Origin of the sequence: Faecalibacterium sp. BIOML-A4 (assembly GCF_009679665.1) — a bacterium.
GTDB classification, from domain to species: Bacteria; Bacillota; Clostridia; order Oscillospirales; family Ruminococcaceae; genus Faecalibacterium; species Faecalibacterium taiwanense.
In genome coordinates, this window is record NZ_WKZG01000029.1 from 1 (window position 1) to 17,646 (window position 17,646).

19 protein-coding genes and 1 pseudogene are annotated in these 17,646 nt (G+C 50.0%); 5 read left to right on the top strand and 15 right to left on the bottom strand.

The window, feature by feature from the left end; all coding sequences use genetic code 11:
• Positions 1-61: 61 nt before the first annotated feature.
• Positions 62-385 carry a DUF3847 domain-containing protein gene (locus GKG34_RS15075; protein WP_113621046.1) on the bottom strand — a complete coding sequence of 108 codons (324 nt, stop codon included), beginning with the start codon at positions 383-385 and terminating at the stop codon, positions 62-64.
• 262 nt (positions 386-647) lie between these two features.
• On the opposite strand from GKG34_RS15075, the gene GKG34_RS15080 reads away from it, so the two are divergent.
• From GKG34_RS15080 to GKG34_RS15100, 5 genes are all read left to right on the top strand, one after another.
• Positions 648-785, top strand: a complete 138-nt coding sequence (locus tag GKG34_RS15080) for a helix-turn-helix transcriptional regulator (protein ID WP_154256774.1) — start codon at positions 648-650, stop codon at positions 783-785.
• 211 nt (positions 786-996) lie between these two features.
• The gene (locus GKG34_RS15085) at positions 997-1,689 is read left to right on the top strand and encodes a response regulator transcription factor (RefSeq protein ID WP_007890426.1); all 693 of its coding nucleotides are present in this window, start codon (positions 997-999) and stop codon (positions 1,687-1,689) included.
• On the top strand, positions 1,686-2,717 hold the full coding sequence (locus tag GKG34_RS15090; protein ID WP_154256776.1) for a HAMP domain-containing sensor histidine kinase: 1,032 nt from the start codon (positions 1,686-1,688) through the stop codon (positions 2,715-2,717). The genes GKG34_RS15085 and GKG34_RS15090 overlap by 4 nt, the downstream gene beginning before the upstream one ends.
• A gap of 177 nt (positions 2,718-2,894) precedes the next feature.
• Positions 2,895-3,560: an ABC transporter ATP-binding protein gene (locus GKG34_RS15095; protein ID WP_154256778.1), complete on the top strand. Its 666-nt coding sequence runs from the start codon at positions 2,895-2,897 to the stop codon at positions 3,558-3,560.
• Positions 3,561-3,574: 14 nt separating this feature from the next.
• Positions 3,575-6,067, top strand: a complete 2,493-nt coding sequence (locus tag GKG34_RS15100) for an ABC transporter permease (protein ID WP_154256780.1) — start codon at positions 3,575-3,577, stop codon at positions 6,065-6,067.
• Positions 6,068-6,289: 222 nt separating this feature from the next.
• Here the strand turns inward: GKG34_RS15100 and GKG34_RS15980 are convergent, their stop codons facing one another.
• From GKG34_RS15980 to GKG34_RS15165, 14 genes and pseudogenes are all read right to left on the bottom strand, one after another.
• A complete protein-coding gene (locus GKG34_RS15980; RefSeq protein WP_227612017.1) occupies positions 6,290-6,418 on the bottom strand; it encodes a DUF6061 family protein in 129 nt (42 codons plus the stop codon).
• Between the two features lie 79 nt (positions 6,419-6,497).
• Positions 6,498-6,827 (bottom strand): annotated as a pseudogene (locus tag GKG34_RS15105) (toprim domain-containing protein); the annotation flags it as partial.
• A gap of 62 nt (positions 6,828-6,889) precedes the next feature.
• Positions 6,890-7,615 (bottom strand): DUF4366 domain-containing protein, encoded by a 726-nt coding sequence (locus tag GKG34_RS15110; RefSeq protein ID WP_154256782.1) that lies wholly within the window; start codon positions 7,613-7,615, stop codon positions 6,890-6,892.
• A complete protein-coding gene (locus GKG34_RS15115; protein WP_120080869.1) occupies positions 7,605-7,871 on the bottom strand; it encodes a DUF4315 family protein in 267 nt (88 codons plus the stop codon). Before GKG34_RS15115 ends, GKG34_RS15110 begins: the two co-directional genes overlap by 11 nt.
• Before the next feature lie 14 nt (positions 7,872-7,885).
• Positions 7,886-9,619 carry a C40 family peptidase gene (locus tag GKG34_RS15120; protein WP_154256784.1) on the bottom strand — a complete coding sequence of 578 codons (1,734 nt, stop codon included), beginning with the start codon at positions 9,617-9,619 and terminating at the stop codon, positions 7,886-7,888.
• On the bottom strand, positions 9,616-12,009 hold the full coding sequence (locus tag GKG34_RS15125) for a VirB4-like conjugal transfer ATPase, CD1110 family (protein ID WP_154256785.1): 2,394 nt from the start codon (positions 12,007-12,009) through the stop codon (positions 9,616-9,618). The genes GKG34_RS15120 and GKG34_RS15125 overlap by 4 nt, the downstream gene beginning before the upstream one ends.
• Positions 11,981-12,346, bottom strand: coding sequence for a PrgI family protein (locus GKG34_RS15130; protein WP_097800166.1), 366 nt, complete (start codon positions 12,344-12,346; stop codon positions 11,981-11,983). Before GKG34_RS15130 ends, GKG34_RS15125 begins: the two co-directional genes overlap by 29 nt.
• Before the next feature lie 13 nt (positions 12,347-12,359).
• On the bottom strand, positions 12,360-13,226 hold the full coding sequence (locus GKG34_RS15135) for a VirB6/TrbL-like conjugal transfer protein, CD1112 family (protein ID WP_154256787.1): 867 nt from the start codon (positions 13,224-13,226) through the stop codon (positions 12,360-12,362).
• Positions 13,227-13,492: 266 nt separating this feature from the next.
• Positions 13,493-13,966 carry a hypothetical protein gene (locus GKG34_RS15140; RefSeq protein ID WP_154256789.1) on the bottom strand — a complete coding sequence of 158 codons (474 nt, stop codon included), beginning with the start codon at positions 13,964-13,966 and terminating at the stop codon, positions 13,493-13,495.
• Between the two features lie 32 nt (positions 13,967-13,998).
• Positions 13,999-14,442: a hypothetical protein gene (locus tag GKG34_RS15145; protein ID WP_154256791.1), complete on the bottom strand. Its 444-nt coding sequence runs from the start codon at positions 14,440-14,442 to the stop codon at positions 13,999-14,001.
• Positions 14,420-14,902 (bottom strand): DUF3990 domain-containing protein, encoded by a 483-nt coding sequence (locus GKG34_RS15150; protein ID WP_154256793.1) that lies wholly within the window; start codon positions 14,900-14,902, stop codon positions 14,420-14,422. The genes GKG34_RS15145 and GKG34_RS15150 overlap by 23 nt, the downstream gene beginning before the upstream one ends.
• An 85-nt stretch (positions 14,903-14,987) precedes the next feature.
• Positions 14,988-15,203, bottom strand: a complete 216-nt coding sequence (locus tag GKG34_RS15155; protein ID WP_055186938.1) for a Maff2 family mobile element protein — start codon at positions 15,201-15,203, stop codon at positions 14,988-14,990.
• A gap of 140 nt (positions 15,204-15,343) precedes the next feature.
• Positions 15,344-17,110 carry a type IV secretory system conjugative DNA transfer family protein gene (locus tag GKG34_RS15160; RefSeq protein WP_347563473.1) on the bottom strand — a complete coding sequence of 589 codons (1,767 nt, stop codon included), beginning with the start codon at positions 17,108-17,110 and terminating at the stop codon, positions 15,344-15,346.
• Positions 17,107-17,571, bottom strand: coding sequence for a PcfB family protein (locus tag GKG34_RS15165; protein WP_154256795.1), 465 nt, complete (start codon positions 17,569-17,571; stop codon positions 17,107-17,109). Before GKG34_RS15165 ends, GKG34_RS15160 begins: the two co-directional genes overlap by 4 nt.
• Positions 17,572-17,646 lie beyond the last annotated feature (75 nt).

Sequence of the window (17,646 nt, forward strand, 5' to 3'; positions counted from 1 at the left end):
ATGGGCAGCGGTTGGTTGGCGAATTTTCTTATTTTAGGGCTTGACTTTTATTAGCAGGTCTTTATTCTAAAGGGTTTTGGACGTTGCTGCGTTCGTGAACGTCATGCACCATCTTTGCAAGTGCCAGCACGACTTCCGGCTGACGGAACGAGATTTTCAGAAGTTCCATCACCTGATCGTCGGTCAGTTCTCCCGGACAGACCAGAAAGCTTTCCAGCATTCCAGCACGGGTGCAAAGACGATGCACACGCTCTCTCCGGTTCAGCTCCGACATCCTACGTTCAAGGATCTTTTCCCGGTGCTGGCAAGAGCGCAGCTTCTGCTCTGCTTTGGCTTTTTCGTTGCGGAGATAGGCTAGGTCGGTTTTCGGTTGGGTCAATGGCATCACGCTCCTTTACAGCATTAGTGACATCCGATATTTTTGTTGGTTCGTGGTACACTACACATAATCAATATGGATAATCTCTCGCTAAAACTGTCATGATCCATTGGAAAAGTGGCGAGCGAAAACATGGACGCTGTTACGATCATTTTCTTAAAGCAAACAGAAAGTAGAGAAGTAAATGAAGGACTCTACAAATCGTAGGTGGAAATAAATCGGAAAACGTGATATGGATTGAGACAGTTCAAGAGAAAGGACAATCGACATGGATAGTCAAAAATTTGGTACGTTCATCTCGGAATTAAGAAAGGAAAGGGTGTGGACACAACTGGAACTTGCACAAAAGCTAAATGTTACGGATAAAGCAGTTTCAAAATGGGAGCGGGGAGTTTCCCATAGTTAAAGATGCCACACCAAATATGATGAACCCACGCTTATACACTACCAGCTATAATAAACCGCAAGGACAGCAATTTGATGATACTGCTGTCCTTGCTTTTATAAAATTGCAGTACACATAAAAAAGCTGTAAAATGATAAATATATTTGTCCTTGTAACATTTCACGGACATTTGCCTGTTATACTATCTGCAAAAAGCAAAGGAAGTGAGGATATGAAGCAGATTTTAATTGTCGAGGACGACAGTTTTTTGAATAAGATGTTGGCCTATAACCTGACCGCAGACGGCTACGGCGTGACTTCTGCCCTAAATGCCAGAACCGCAGCCGAAGCCATCCGCCAGCGGGAATTTAATTTAGTGCTGCTGGACATCAACCTGCCGGACGGGAACGGTTTTGAACTGTGCAAGCTGATAAAGCCCCAGCACCCGGATACCATCGTGATTTTCCTGACCGCCAACGATCAGGAGAGCGACCAGATACGGGGCTATGAGGTGGGCGCGGTGGACTACATCACAAAGCCCTTTGTGATCGGGGCCTTGCAGCGGAAAATCAAAGCCATGTTCGCCATGCTGGAACACCACAAACCGGCCAAGGACATTTACGACGACGGGCGGCTGTTTCTGGACTTCTCGGAACAGACGGCTTCCTTAAATGGCAAGCCCCTGACCCTATCCCCGATGGAGTACAAAATGCTGAACCTGTTCCGCAAAAATCCCCGGCAAGTGCTGACCCGTGGGCAGCTTTTGGAAAAGCTGTGGGATATAGACGAAAGGTTTGTAGACGAACACACCCTGACAACTTCTATCAGCCGGATTCGCAGCAAGATTGAATCCGACGGCGGCGCGCCCTACATCAAGACCGTTTACGGCATGGGCTATCAATGGACGGGAGGCGAGGCAAAATGAAGTTTCAAAACCTCTCGGTAAAGCGGCTGTTTGGCCGGGTGGCAATAGGGTTTGCCCTCTCCATGTCCGGGATCACCATAGCTCTTTTTCTTGTGACAAAACAGACGGCGGTGCTGCTGACGGGCGGGGCGCTGCTGTTGTGCGCCCTTGTAGGGATTTTTGTACTGACGCAGGCGTTTGGAAAACGGTTATCAGAGTTTACCGCTGACCTGTGCCAGACCTTAGACCACATGATTGCCGGAAATGAAGCGCCCCAGCGGCCAGAGGACAGCGAAACCCAGCTTGCCAGAATCGGACACCGGCTGGCAAGGCTTTACCAGATCATGCAGGAGAACCGCCGCCGGGTGGACGAGGAACGGCAGGAGTTACAGACCCTTGTATCGGATATTTCCCATCAGGTGAAAACGCCGGTAAGCAATCTGAAAATGGCGACGGACACCCTGCTGGAAAAGCCTATGGCCGAGGCAGAACGCACCGACTTTATCCGGGGAATCCGCAGCCAGACGGATAAGCTGGACTTTCTCTTTCAGGCCCTTGTGAAAACCTCCCGTCTGGAAACAGGCGTGATCCAGTTGGACAAGAAACCGGGCCGCCTCTTTGATACCGTGGCACAGGCCATGAGTGGGATCGTGTATGCAGCGGAGAAAAAGGAAATCGCCGTGTCCGTGGACTGCCCGGAGGATTTGACCGTTTCCCATGACAGCAAGTGGACATCGGAAGCCCTCTTTAACCTGCTGGACAATGCGGTGAAGTACACCCCGGCAGGCGGGAAAATCGCTGTGTCTGTGGTGCTGTGGGAAATGTATGTGGAAATCAAAGTGACCGACACTGGCAAGGGCATTTCCGAAAGCAATCAGGCCGCTATCTTCCAGCGCTTCTATCGTGAGGAAGAAGTACACGAACAGCAGGGTGTGGGCATTGGCCTGTATCTGGCCCGCGAGATCGTAACGCGGCAGGGCGGCTATATCAAAGTGGTTTCGGAGCCGGGCAAGGGTTCGGAATTTTCCATTATGCTTCCCTTGCGTTGAGAGAAACTTTCTGCTTCGGGTCAAGTTGGCCCGAAGTGCAGAAATAAAATGTCCGAGCGTTGTAACATTTCACCTCAATTTTCAATGAATTTTTTTAGCCGCTGTAACATTTCGCGGACATTTGGGTTTTACAATACACTTATCAACAGGCAGGAAGCCTTGAAAGGAGTTTTGAATATGAGCGTTTTACAGACGATTGACCTGAAAAAGTATTACGGTACAGAACCGAACATTACCCGCGCCCTTGACGGCGTAAATTTCTCCGTGGAGGACGGCGAGTTTGTGGCTGTTGTGGGAACCTCTGGTAGCGGCAAGTCCACCCTGCTTCACATGATGGGCGGGTTGGACACTCCCACCAGCGGAACCGTGATTGTCCGAGGCGAAGAACTGGCAAAGAAGAACGACGAGCAGCTTACCATCTTTCGCCGCCGCAACATCGGCTTTGTCTTCCAGAACTATAACCTTGTTCCCATCCTGAATGTGTATGAGAACATTGTCCTGCCGGTGGAGTTGGACGGGGACACGGTGGATCAGAAGTTTTTGGACGAAATTGTTCACCTACTGGGGCTGGAAGATAAACTGAAAAATATGCCGAACAATCTATCCGGCGGACAGCAGCAGCGTGTGGCGATTGCCCGCGCTCTGATTACCAAACCGGCTATTGTGCTGGCCGATGAGCCAACCGGTAACCTTGACAGCAAGACCAGCGCCGAGGTGCTGGGACTTATCAAGCGCACCAGCGCGGAGTTCCGGCAAACCGTTGTAATGATTACCCACAATGACGACATAGCCCGCCTTGCGGATCGGATTGTCCGCATTGAGGATGGCAGGATTGTGGAATAAGGAGGTGGCAAGCTATGACATGGCCTTTTGAAAATGATACCAGTGACATTGAAAAGAAGCTGGCAAAGCGCAGTTTGCATCGTGAACGGCAGCGTAATTTATTTGCAATCATTGCTCTTGTGCTAACTGCATTTATGATAACTGCGACATTCAGTATTGGTTTTAGTTACTTTGAAACCTACCAAATGCAACAAATTCGGTTAATGGGAACTACCGCTGATGTCGGAATCACAAATGTAACAGAAAATCAGTTGGTTGAAATTTCAAAATCAAACCTTGTCCTTGACGTAGGTATACAGCAGCGTTTAGGCAGTGTTGATACAGAGCAACTGCAAAATGCGAGATTAGGTATAGTTTGGATAGATGATACCGAGTGGGGAACCCACCGTCTGCCTACTATATCAAGTGTTGTAGGAAATTACCCATCAAGTAAAAACGAAATTATGCTACCTACATGGGTGCTTGAACAGATGGGCATTTCTGATCCGCAAATAGGGATGGAGATTGTGTTGTCGTACCAAATTGGCGATAGCTATAATTATGTCTCAGACACCTTTTTGCTATCGGGCTACTATACGGACTACATTTCAATGCGTACAAACAATCGTGGTTATGTTTATGTTTCAGCCGCTTTTAAGGATAGCTCAAATGTATCACTGGATAACAGCGTTACGGCAATGATCCGTTTTCAAGGTAAGGATGATGTTGACAAAAACTGTGAAAGATTGCGGCATGAGATTGACTTTACAGAAGAACAAACATTTGAAATTGTACCATTAGGACAAGCAAATGGTGGGGCTGTTGTTTTAACAGCAATAATTTTAGCAGTTTTTATATCTTTTAGCGGCTATCTGTTGATTTATAACATTTTTTATATCTCTGTCGTAAAAGATGTGCAATTCTACGGCTGTCTTAAAACGATTGGAACGACCAAAAAGCAGATAAAGAGAATTATCTATAAGCAGGCACTCAAAATCTCCTACATTGGTATTCCGATTGGTTTGCTACTTGGTGCGGTTGTTTCCTTTGGCGTTGTTCCCTATTTCCTAAATATGATGTATTCAACAAATTCTGATGTGGGAATAAAAGTATCTTTTTCGCCGCTTATTTTTATGGGAGCGGCCATATTTACGTTCATTACCGTTATGATTGCAAGCATGAAGCCCGCCAAAATTGCCGGAAGTGTTTCACCAATAGCAGCACTCCAATATACAGCAGCCAGCACAAAGAGCAGCGCCAGAAATTGTAGCAAAATGAAGTTGTCCAGAATGGCATGGAACAATGTCTTTCGTAATGCTAAGAGTACAACCCTTGTTTTTGCATCGCTTTTTTTCGGCCTTTCCTTGTTCCTTGTCGTCACAGGGCTATTACATGGTTTAAGCCCGGAGAATTATGTGAGCCAATGGGGAGTAAGCGATTTTGCACTCACATATAGTATCCACGAAAGAGAAGATTTAATTTCCAGCGAAATGGTTTCAGAGATTGGTCAGCTTGACGGCATTGAGAATTTGAGGTTGACCTATGCACCTTATCCTCAAGTAGCAGCAGATGTTGTATATGACGATGCTGTATTTCACGAGTTTCTTGCGTCATTAGACGGAGTAAACGGCATTGATTTTTCTGATCCGGCAAAATTAGAAAATTATCAGCAAAACTTTTTTAGCGGGGTTTTTGGAATTGACAGTGCATATTTGGAAGAAATCAATAAAACCTTAAACTTGCCTATTGACACGTCTGCCTTTGAACAAGGAAAGGTTGTGCTGCTGTCCAAAACAGTAGAAGACCTTATTCAGCCAGGGCAGGAAATAACAATCCAGACGCAGAACGGACAGCATTCCTTTATTGTAGCGAACGGTTATTTGAATGAAGGGTTTCGAGCAGGAGGAGGCAATGAGAGAGGGACGGCTCCTGATTTGTATATTAGTCAAACAGCTTTGAAAGAACTCTTTCCGCAATATAGAGTGTTCCGCGTGGCCTTTGATACGGATGGTCAACATGACGAAAGTATACTGCAAGAATTAAAGCAAATCACCGCATCACAAGCTAACATTGATATTATATCCCGATATGAACGGCGAGAAGAAATGCAGGAATATCTCATTACAGCAAAGGTTTTAGGAACAGGGTTGTCCGTGATCCTGCTGCTTGTTGGTGTCATGAACTTTGTCAATACAATGGTTGTCAATGTAAATACTCGGCGCTATGAATTAGCTGTTCTTGAAAGCATTGGAATGACAAAGAGACAAATCAAACGAATGCTATTTATGGAAGGTTTCTATTATTGGGGCGTTTCCCTTTCCCTTGCAGTCACCATTGGAACAGCAATCTTCATCTTGCTATATATGATTTTTAGTAAAGTGGCCTATTATGCTGTTTTCTCCTATCCATTTATCCCACTGGTGCTGGTGTCTGGACTGGTGTTGCTAATCTGCCTTATTGTGCCTATATGGGTCTACAAAACTGACGTTAACCTTCCAGTTGTGGAGCGATTGCGGTTGACAGAGTGAGTTTAATCAAATAGCAAAACATCCTTAGATCAATCATATCGAAGCGGAGCAGATTTTAGCTGCTCCGCTTCTTTAGTATTTTTCAAAAAATTCTTTTGAAATGTCCGAGCTTTGTAACAATTCAGCCTGTTTTTCTGTCGAAATCAAAGGCACCTCGGACATTTATAGTTCTTCCAAAAGTTTGATGATAATATTACCATTCATGGAAGAAGCAATCTGTTATTACAATAATGCGAAATTGACGATAGTGCCATCATTAAATTGGGCTTCCACCCGGTTGGTGTCCATGTTGTAGCGGCAGGAAAGCGCTTTTTGAGAGTGATTATGGTCGAAATACTGATTTCGTTTCATTTGAATTGCTCCTTAAATGATTTTTGGATTTGATTTTCAACGAGATGAGGTCTCTTTTTCCTTTCTCTTAAGTCACCCAACCGCACTGTCCTGCATCTGTTGCACAGACAATGCTATCCACATCCGGGCGGTGCATCAGCTTTTGCAGGATACCAAATTGCTTTTTGGTGGACGCAGACACCAGATACTGCCACTTTTGCGGCAGGATGGGCAGGTCGGCAATGCTCCACTTGACGAACTTTTCATCGTAGACATTGGGTGGTGCAAGCTCTACCAGATGCCCGACGCACCAGCTGACCAGATAGCCGTTACCCTCCAGATAGCCGTCCTTGCGGTTTGTCGCACCAAGGACATTTGCGTAAGCCATCGCAACGGAGGGCTTTTCGCTGATGACTAAGCGATAAGACAATAAGCATCAACTCCCGTTCTCTCTGTATTATATATGTATGGCGGCAAACGCCGCCTTGAAAATTAGCTGTTTTCGGGTTCCTGCTCGTCCGGGACTTCATCCGTTTCCGGCTCATCCTCCACAGGAATCTCAAAGTTGCCGTTGTACTCGGTGTAGTTTGCATCGGGGTCAAGGGCTTCTTTTTCTGCTTTTTTCTTCTGCACCTGCTGGCGATAGAAATAGAAGCCGCCGCCTGCCGCCAGCGCAATCAGGGCGACTATGCCCAGAAATGCGCCTGCATACTTTGTGATTTTGTTTTCCTTGGGCGGTTCAGCGGTTGCCGCTTCTTCTTCGGCTTTCTTGGCTTCTTCCTCGGCTTTCAGCCTGTCCAGTTCAGCCTGTGCCGCTGCTTCTTTCTCCGCAGTGTAGGCATCGGCAGCTTCTTCCTCCATCAGAGCCAACAGGTCGGCTTCATCCACCAGATTCATAAAGTGTACGGTTTGCGCGCCTTTACTGTTCCGATCGATTACCAGATAAAATGTCGCACCCGATTTCGATACCAGCGTGATGAACTGCTGCCCGGAACCATCCGAATAATTGGTGTGGTAATCGTCCACCAGTGTCAGGTTGCCCTCCGGGGTCAGAGCACCAGAGGTTTCGTCCGTGACGGTGACAACATCCTCCACCACCTCCGGCAGGATAGGCTGCTCCACCGGGGTGGCTTCACCCTCAAAGGCAAAGGCGGGAGCTGCCATGCCAGCGCACAGCACCGCCGATACCAGCAGTGCGCTCAGTTTCTTAATCTTCATCCGTATTGACCTCCTTCTCGAAAGTTGCACCCACGGCAGACAGCGCAGCCGGGTTCGGGGTGGCAGTTGCCGACTGCCGCAGCAGGGCGGCGAGCTGTTCCGGCGTGACCTTTGCAGTCCGCACCATCTCGTTGACCTCAGCAGAATCCTCCTCCTGAATGCGCCGCTCCAGGATCTCGATGCGGTTGTTCAGCTTGATGCGGCGCTCCTTCTCTTTTGCCAGCATTGCCCGCAGCTTATCCGATTTTTCGCTCATAGTAACTCCTCCAATCATTTTGAAAGCCGTCCGAACCCGGCGAGATGCTTCTCCCAGTAGGACGAGTGGATATTTGCGTATTTGATGGGGTCTCCGGCACTGACCATCATGCCTTTTCCGAGGTAGATGCCCACATGACTTTTCCCCGGCGTATCATACGTTCCTTCAAAGAAAACAAGATCACCGGGCTTTGCTTCGGCTTCGGAGATGTGCTGGCTTTTCTGCCATAATCCGTTGGCGGTGGTTCTGCCCACATCGTAGCCGTTCTGGTTGTACACCCAGCAGACATAGCCACTGCAATCGAAGCCTGTTTCCGGGGTAGAGCCGCCCCACACATAGGGCGTACCCACATACTTTTGGGCTTCCTTGTAGATGGCGGCAAATTCGCTGTCCGTCAGGGCTTCTGCCGGAACGGTATAGTCGATGCCCGGTGCGCCGGAACCGTCAGAGCCACCGGGCGGCAGACCGCCGTTGAACAGGTAAGGTCTGCCACCCAAGGTATCTTGAAAAATTTCGTACCGTTTCCATTGGTCAGCATCCAATTCTTCCCGGATGACCACCTCCAAGCCACGATTGACCAGCTTGGTGTGGAAGATGCGATACTCATAGGGCACCTGCGTAGGGATCGGGATTCCTGCCGGGCTGATGACCCACACGGTCATATACCGAGTCTGCACCTCCACCCATGTGGTGAGCTTGTACTGCTTTTTGAAGGTCTCCTTCAACTTGCCCTGCACCTCCGACCGGGTGTAATCGTCATACAGGGTGGTCAGGAACGAAGTGAGCTGCCACGGGTCGTGCTCGATGGGGTCAAGGTGATACTGGTACTCGTTGTAGCCGGGGTGGTCGGTGGGGGTGCGCTTGATCTTTTTATCCAGCTCCTTTTCCAGCTTCTTGTAGTCCTGCTCTGCGCCCCGGATGTCCCTGTCCTCGGCAGAGTACATGGTCTGCCCGGATACCTGCGTGCCGCCGGAAAAGAGGATTCCGCAGGAGGAAAAGCCCGACATCACCATGAGGATGAGCAAAAGAAAAACGCCCACGATCACCAGAACGTGTGCGTTGCCTTTGGCGGCGTTCACCAGCCCCTTCATGGCAGTACTGACGGCAGTTTTGCCCTTTTCTACCGCCTGTTCCATGCCGGACCGGGCGGCAGATGCACCGTTGGATGCCGCCTTGCCGCCTGCGGTCTGCGCCGCTGTACCAGAACGTGCGGCGGCATAGTAGCTCTGCCGGATGTCTTGCTTTTGCCGCCACCGGGAAAGCCAGTTGGAGCCGCCCTCGCCGGTGCCGGATGCGCCTGCATCTTGTGCCGCAGTCGGCTTCTGTGCAGAAGATTTTGCGGTTCGGGCACCTTTCTTGCCCTGCATCTTGGCTTTCTTCTTGAGTTTGCGAGCGTATCTGCCCTTGGAAATATCCCGGACATTTCCTGCCGCCTTTTCGCCCTCGCTCAGAGCCTGCGTGCCCACATTGTCATCCTCGTACTGGTCAACCTCCTGATGCACCGCAGACCGGGCGGCATGGGCGGCGTACATCTCCCGCTTCTGCGCCTTGCTCAACCGGCTCAACTCGTCCGGGGTCAGCTCTGCCTTTCCAAACCGCAGGTGCTGGGCTTTTTCGGCGGTCTTTTCCGCATCGGTTTTCAGCTTCTTCTTTCTGGGCACCGACTGCTCCACCTTGGCTTTTTTCGGGGGAGAACGGGTCTTTTTTGCAGATGTTTCCTCTTTGATGTTCAGTTTCGGCTTGCTCATTTCTGTGCGCCCTCCGAGATCTCGTTGAGTTTGGTCGTGAGGATGCGGTAGAGTTCAAGGTCTTTCGGGAAATGGTCAACGAAGGGCAGAATGACATTACCAAAAAACAGCAGCCCTTCGCCCTCGCCGGAGTGGGTCACATAGGAAAGCTGATGGGGCGAGATGTTGAGCTGCTTTGCGAGAATCTGTCTATCGCCGTTCGCCTGATTAAGCATATACACAAAGTCCGAGTTCTCAAAAATGTTCGATACTTCAGGGCTTGCCAGCAGATCTTTGACGTTCTGCGTTAGGGCTGTCGGGATGCCGCCCCACTTGCGAAAACGCTTCCAGATCTCCACAGAATAAGCGGCAGTCTGCTCCTCTTTCAGCAAAAGGTGGAATTCATCTGCATAGTACCGGGTGGATTTTCCGGCACTGCGGTTGGCAGTAACACGCCCCCACACGGCATCCTGCACGATCAGCATACCGAGTTTTTTCAGTTGCTTGCCCAGTTGCTTGATGTCGAAGCAGACGATACGGTTGTGGATATCCACGTTGGTGTGGTGGTTGAAAATGTTCAAAGAACCCTTGACGTAGATTTCCAGCGCAGCCGCCACATGACGGGCTTCCGGTTCGTCCTGCGTCAGCAGCGCATTGTACAGATCTTCCAGCAGGGGCATATTTTCCGGGGTGGGATTCTCAAAATACTTGCGGTAGACCACATGAACACAGCGGTCAATGACCGTCTTTTCTACCGGCTGCAAGCCCTCTTTGCCGCCCACCACCAGCTCACACAGAGAAAGAATAAAGTCCGCCTTCAACGCCAGCGGATTGTCCTCCTCACTGTAATTGCTGTTGATGTCCATGGGGTTGATATACTGAGTGCTGGCAGGGCCGATGTGGATAACCTGTCCATGCAGACGCTCCACCAGCGGAGCGTATTCTGCTTCCGGGTCGCAGATGATAATATCATCATCTGTCACCAGAAACGCATTGGTGATCTCACGCTTTGCTGAGAAACTTTTGCCAGAACCGGGAGTGCCGAGGATAAGCCCATTGGGATTTTTCAGCTTCTTGCGGTCAACCATGATGAGGTTATTGGACAAGGCATTCAAGCCGTAGTACAGCGATTCTTTTCCGCTCTGGTACAATTCCTGCGTGGTAAAGGGGATGAAGATGGCAGTGCTGCTGGTGGTCAGTCCCCGCTGAATCTCGATCTGGCAATCCGCCAGCGGCAGGCTACTCATCAAGCCCTGCTCCTGCTGGAAATCCAGCCGACAGAGATTGCAGTTGTGCTTCTGGGCGATGCTGGATGCCTGAAAAACATTGTTTTCCAGTTCCTGTTCAGTCCTGCCGGTGTTCAGAACCAGAAAGGTGACGAGGAACATCCGCTCGTTCTGGCTCTGCAATTCTTTCAGCAGGGCTTTTGCATCTCTGCCATAGGTTGCCAAATCCGACGGAATGATGTCGATATCATATCCGGCGCGGATGGCTTTCTTCTGCTCCTCGATCTTTGATCTATCAAGTTCCGTGATGGTGCGCTTGACCGTTTTGATGGCACGGTTCTGGTCAACGGACTGGATGTGCATGGTGACGATCTGGCTGGAATCCATGTCCAGAAAATCCTTCAAAAGCTGGTCGCTGATGTCGGAAGCCGTGATGCTCAGAAAGCTGGCGGCGCAATAGATGCCGCCCATCTGGAACGTCCGGGAGTTTTTGAAGGCAAAGGCGGTGGGCGCAATGGCATCCTTTACCGAAAGGCCGCTTTTCACAAGGTCTTTCCAGTCAAAATGAAATTTGCTGGCACCGTCCATGTTGAACATATCGTGCATAAGTTTCAGCCGCTGGACACCATTCAGGGGCTTTGCCTGCACACCCAGCCGATGGAAATTGTTCAGCAGGTCATTCTGAATGTGGTCGAGCCGGGGCTTGACCTGCGCCATGCTTTCGCCCTCCACACCGAAGGTGATGAACTTGGTCTTGGTCAGACCATTATTGCCCTTGGCAAGCTGCTGGCGCAGCATCTGGGAATACTCCGCACGAACATCGTCAAAGCCGTCCTTCTGGAACGGAATGCGGATGCTCTTTTCAAACTCGGTGCTGTCAGTCGCCATATTCACAAAGGACAGCTCAAATTTGATGGAGCTATCGAAGAAATTCAGAAAACTGCACCATTCTTCAAAAATGGCGGTCTTGTCCTCCTGCTGGGCGAGCTGATAATTGATGTCCTGATACTGGATGGTACGGGTGTAGTAGTTGGGCTTCACCCGACAGGTACCATCCTCAAACATTCGCTGCATGGGGATGGACTGCTGGGCGGTCCGGGGCACAGCAGGCTTTGCGTTCTGCCTGCGCTTCTGCGCAGACTGCGGCTTACTGTGCTTATCGGTCTTTTTCCAAAACGGGATCATGGGTCATGCCTCCCTTCATCAAAATCGCATAGTAGTTGTTGGTCTTATAGGGGCGAATCTTCGGGCGGAGAAACCGGGACTGCACATAGTACGACAGCAGCTTTTCCAAAGGCTGGCCGTTCTTTTCGTACATCCCAAGGAAGAACGCCGGCAGCATCACGGCCATCATGCCGAGGGTGGCGGCAGTGTTGCCGCCGGAATCCCGGAGAACAAAAAACAGCGGCACTCCAATGAGAGCCGCTGTGCCGAAACAAAGCAGTTGCCGCTTCGTCAGGTTGAATGCGACCTTCGATTTTACTTTCGTCAGGTCACGGGGAACTGAAATATACGCAGCCAATCAAACACCTCCTTTAGTGCGCTCCGAGGACGGATTTCGTCACCGAGCTGGTCTTGAACAGGCTGAAACAAAGCAGAACGGTATAGCCCACAATGCTCCAAATGGAGTTGATGGCATCCCCGGAAATCGCCACGCTCTGGATCAGCACTGCGTAAATGGCAACACAAATCAAAATCAAGAAGCCCTGAAAGCCCAGTGCAAACAGGCATTTCAGGTAGTTCTGCCCCATGTGCGATTGCTCGTGGTTGCCGAAGGTTGCCATGGGGATGGGCGCAAGGCTCACCATGCAATATATCTCAATCATTCTTCCGTAGACGATGACGAAAATCACGATGCTCAATATCCGCATGGTGATGCCGATGAAAAAGGATTGCAGGAAAAGCCCGAACAGGGGACCAACGTCCATCTGCATCAGGCTGGATTGCAGCATAGACAAACCAATGTCGTTGACACGGGTATTTCCGGCAATGATGCCGCTGGAATCGGACACTACCTTCTGGGTGATGTCGAACACCGCCATCACAATATCGAAGGTGTTGCTGATGAGCCACACCGAAACAGCGGTCTTAAAAATCCAGCGCATGATGAGGGCAGGCTCAAACTGCGCCATATTGTTGTGCTGGGTGATCATTTCAATCAACTCATAGCAGGCGATGAAGGTCAGGATGATGCCTGCAATGGGCAGCACCACGTTCCGGGAAAGGGCTTCAATCATGGCGAACACTCTCGGCTCAAAGCTGGAGGGCTTGGTGCCCACCTGCTGTGCGATGTTGCCAACCTGTGCGTTTACATCGTCGAACAGGCCAGACAAGTTTGACATAATGCCTGCCGTCAGGATGCCTTTGATCCAGTCGGCAATGGCCTTGAGAACGGTTTCCATTCAGCAGTCACCGTCCTTAGCTGAAGTGGTTGATAAGGGTCTTGAGGAGATTCAGGAGAAAAATAATGTGGGTCAAAAACTGCATAAGACACCGCCTTTCATTGATGGGTGGATAAAAAACACGGCTTGGAGTACGGACATTCAATAAAACTGCAAGCTGCAGAGGGCTCCTTTGTTGCTCAAGCCGCCGTATGGAATAATCGACTCAGAAGCCGATGAAAACAAAAATGCCGACTGCTTTTGGCAATCGGCAATGGCAATAATATTTATACAAGTTCTTCCCAAGGCTCTAGTCCCATTTCTTCCCATGTGACACCATAAGGGGCACCGCCAGAAGTATAACCAGCAATAAAGAAGAAATCATCATTCTGTTCCACGAGTGGCTCGAACACCTGTTTCTTTTTCTTCTTTCTGTGGGGCTTTGTCATTTTTACAGCAGGACGATTCAGTTTTTCCTGTCTGCGTTCCTCACGATGAAGCAGATGTTCCGGCAATCCTTTTTCTGCGAGACGCTGTTCAATAGCGGAATGCTTTTTATTATATACGGCATAGAACTCATCGAAGGAAACATGGTATGGAATGTGCGAAAAAATTTGACGAGCAAGCAACTCATGTTCATCCGGGGTATCAGGAAACCGTTGATTATCGGAAAAGAACTGATGAAGTTCTTTATACATCCGCTCTACAACTTTAGCCTTCTGTTTCTGCTTGAGTTGTTTGTAAGGCTTGTAATCATTCATTCACTATGCTCCTAGCGGTAAGAAAGTGGAAATCAAGCAAGCATCTTGCCCTCCAGATAGGAGCAGCGGAGATAATCAGGATTGGTGTAGTATACGTTGGAATTGAAATCGGAGATCTCATCCGTGATAAACGACGAAAAAACATCCAGAATTGCCTGTGCTGCATCATCATCCTTCATGGTGGACAGCACCAGCCCCTGGTACAGCATTCCGATGGAGGTTGCAGAAGGAACCGTATAGCGGCACTCTGCGGCGGTATCAAAATCCCCATCCGGGATGTTGAGATCTTCAATCAGTTCATCTGAAACCTGCTCAAAGGACAGGCAATGGTTTACTTCTGCCAGCCGGAGCTGCCGTTCGATGTCGGCTTTTGTGAAGTGACGAATCACATCCTGCCGATGATTTTTGGTCTTGCGGGCAATGGTCTCGATCAGGCTGCAAACATAGAGAACATCATTTTTCTGCTTTTCGGTCATGGATGGGTTCACTCCTCTCAAAGGTCAGGCAGTGCAAAGCGTTTACGGTATGAAAGCTGATCTGGTGTGTTGGATGCTTGAACTTCGCCAATGCCCAAAATGCTTCACGGCTGATTTGCCCGGACGTAAATCCGTTGACGTAATCCCAAATGGTGTCGTCTGCCATGGGTCCCTCAACAATATCGTAGGGATGGGTTTCACCTGCACGACATTTTGCAATAAAATCCAGCCATTCGTCCGACATTTCAGGGAAACGCAGGATCTTCAGGTCGGGATTTTCTACATAGCGATAGATGTTCACAAGGCCATCGGCAGAACGGCGGTCTGCCCAGCGGTAGGCTTGCTGATAGTTGTTCGTGCAGTAGAATCCCCAAGAAAAGTCCTTTGTATACCGTGTGATGCGGATTTCGGGATAGACAACTTCTTCTTTACTGCCATGATACAATAAAATCTCGCTCATCTGCTTCACCTTCTGTATGTGAGATAGTTACTATGGCTTTCCCTATTTATAGTATGTACCGGGCGGCAATCGCCGCCCGCTGTTCTTAACCGAACAGACCGCTCAGCAGGGGAATCAGGGTAATGCCGACCAGAGCAACGCCGCCGCCAGCCATGAGCTGCTTCATGCCCTGACTCTTGCTGCCGGGGTTATCGTTACCATAACCTTCCAGCAGGTTGATGGCACCCCAAACACCGAGACCGGCACCCAGAGCGACAACCAGAGTCTGAAGAACTTCGATCGCAGAGTTGAAGAATTCCATAGTCTTTTCTCCTTTATTATAAAGCGTTTCCGGTCATTTGTACACACCCGAAATCTTGTGGTTTTACGCTGCATAACCGTAGCAAGGCTGATTTTCTGGTGCACCTTTCTGACCGGGGTAAAATAAAACCGCCTACCGGGTCAGGCAGGCGGGAGCGAATCAGCGTCAATCACAACAAATTCATCATTGGGATTGATTTTTTCTTTTCGGTTCAGATACTTTTCAATATCGAAGGTGTTTTTGGGGTCGTAGTCCGAGGTCAACTTGTAGTTGGGGTGCTGGGTCAGGTCGTACTTGTCAGAAAGAAAGGGACGCACACCTCGCAGCTGCAAAATACACTTGCCGCCGTCCAGCACTGCCAGTTCGTCCCGGCTCAATAATTCATGCCCCATCTTCTGGAACGTAGTGCCGTAACTGGGGCTGTTGCCACGGGTGTCCGAGGTGTTGAATGCGTCGATGGTCTCCTTGCCCAGCATTTCCGACAGGTCTTTCAGGGTAGTAGGTTCCGAACCGCCCAGAAATATCTGGCTGTCCATGTTGCCCACAATGGTGTCTGCGTTGTCCTTGTAGATGGCTTTCAACTGGCTTCTCGCCTGCAAAACAAGGCAGGCGGAGATCTCACGGCTGCGGATGGTCGCCACCAGTTTTTCCAGATTGGGAATCTGCCCGATGTTGGCGCACTCGTCGATGAGACACCGCACATGGACAGGCAGCTTGCCGCCGTACACATCATCTGCTTTATCGCACAGCAGATTGAAAAGCTGGGTGTAGACCATCGAGATCAGGAAGTTGAAGGTGGAATCCGTGTCCGACATGATGAGGAACAACGCCGTTTTCTTATCGCCCAGCGTGTCCAGTTGCAGTTCATCGTACATAGTGAGGTCACGCAACTCTTGGATGTCGAAGGGGGCTAATCTGGCACCACAGGAAATAAGGATGGATTTTGCGGTCTTTCCGGCAGCCAGCTTGTAAAGTTTGTACTGCCGCCCGGCAAAGCTGTTGGGCTTCTTTTTTGCCAGTTCCTCAAACAGCAAGTCCACAGGGTTCTGGTATTCCTCGTCATCCTCCAGTACCTGCATGGTGTTGAGCATTTCCAGCAAAGTAGCGAAGTTTTGTTCCTCCACCGGGGCTTCATAATGCAGATACGCGATCAGGGCAGTGAGCAAAAGACGTTCGCTTTTCTCCCAAAATGGGTCCCCACCGGACCCTTCGCCTTTGGTGTTGGTCATCAGGGTTGTGACCAGTTTGAGAATGTCCTTTTCGCTGTGGACATAGGCGAAGGGGTTATAGTGCATGGACTTTTTGAAGTTGATGGTGTTCAGGATTTTCAGCTTGTAACCGTTTTTCAGAAGTGCGTTCCCGCACTCGACCACGATACTACCTTTCGGGTCAGTGACCACATAGGAACTATGACATTGTAAAAGGTTGGGTTTAAGCCAAAATCTCGTCTTGCCGCTGCCGGAGCCTCCCACCACCAGCACATTTTTGTTCCGGGCGTTTTTGGGGTCCGGTGGGCGGTTGGACATCATCAGCCGTTCCGTTTTGGTCAGGATGATGTTGTCTGCAAACTTGGGTGCCATGAACGGCTCAATATCCTTGGCGGTGCCCCACCGGGCAGAGCCGTACTCCATGCCGTGGCGGTACTTCTTGGCGTTTTTTCCACGCAAATAGACCGCCAGCCGTAACCCTGCACCGCAGCACAAGCCCACCAGCAAATCGAGCGGATGCAAGCTGGGCAGCGGGTTCGCAAACGCCACCGGAACGGTGCCCATCATCGCCATGATCTTATCCCCCAGCTCTTTGCCCTCGGCAAGCCGCCACGCTTCGCCAATGTTGGTTGCCACCAGCCCCAGCAAAATATAGGGCAGATACAGTGCCAGCAGCTTTGTCAGCTTTTTCGTGGTCACAGTCCACGCTCCTGTTCCTTATGCCGGACTTTGCCGGGGAGTTCTGCCGCCGCCTGCACCAGTTCATGCAGTTTTGCCAGCACCGAGGGGCGTTTGTCTTTGTTCAGCAGAGATGCCGAATACTCTTTGAACGCCGAGTTGAAGGCTTCTGCGTCCGGGGCTTTGAAAAAGACCAGATACCGGGGCGGCACCTCGGAGGTGTCCTTGCGGATGGCGTAGTCGATGCCGTACTTTTTAGCATAACGTTCCAGCCCGCGGATGCCGGTCTTGCTAATCTCCACGCTGGACACACCATGGTTTTGCCGCAACAGGGTGCGGACACTTTGTTTGCCTTGAGATGCCTTGGACTGGTACAGCCGAAACGCCGCCTTTACTGCCCGCAGGACGGTCCGGGCAGACAGCTTTGTGGTGGAGATCATAATGTTGAATGACTTCTGTTCGATTTCTTCCTGCACTGCCATCACCTCGTATAATAAAATAGTAGTATTTATAGACCGCTCTCCAGCGGAATGCTACAATAAGTTCAGGATGCTGTG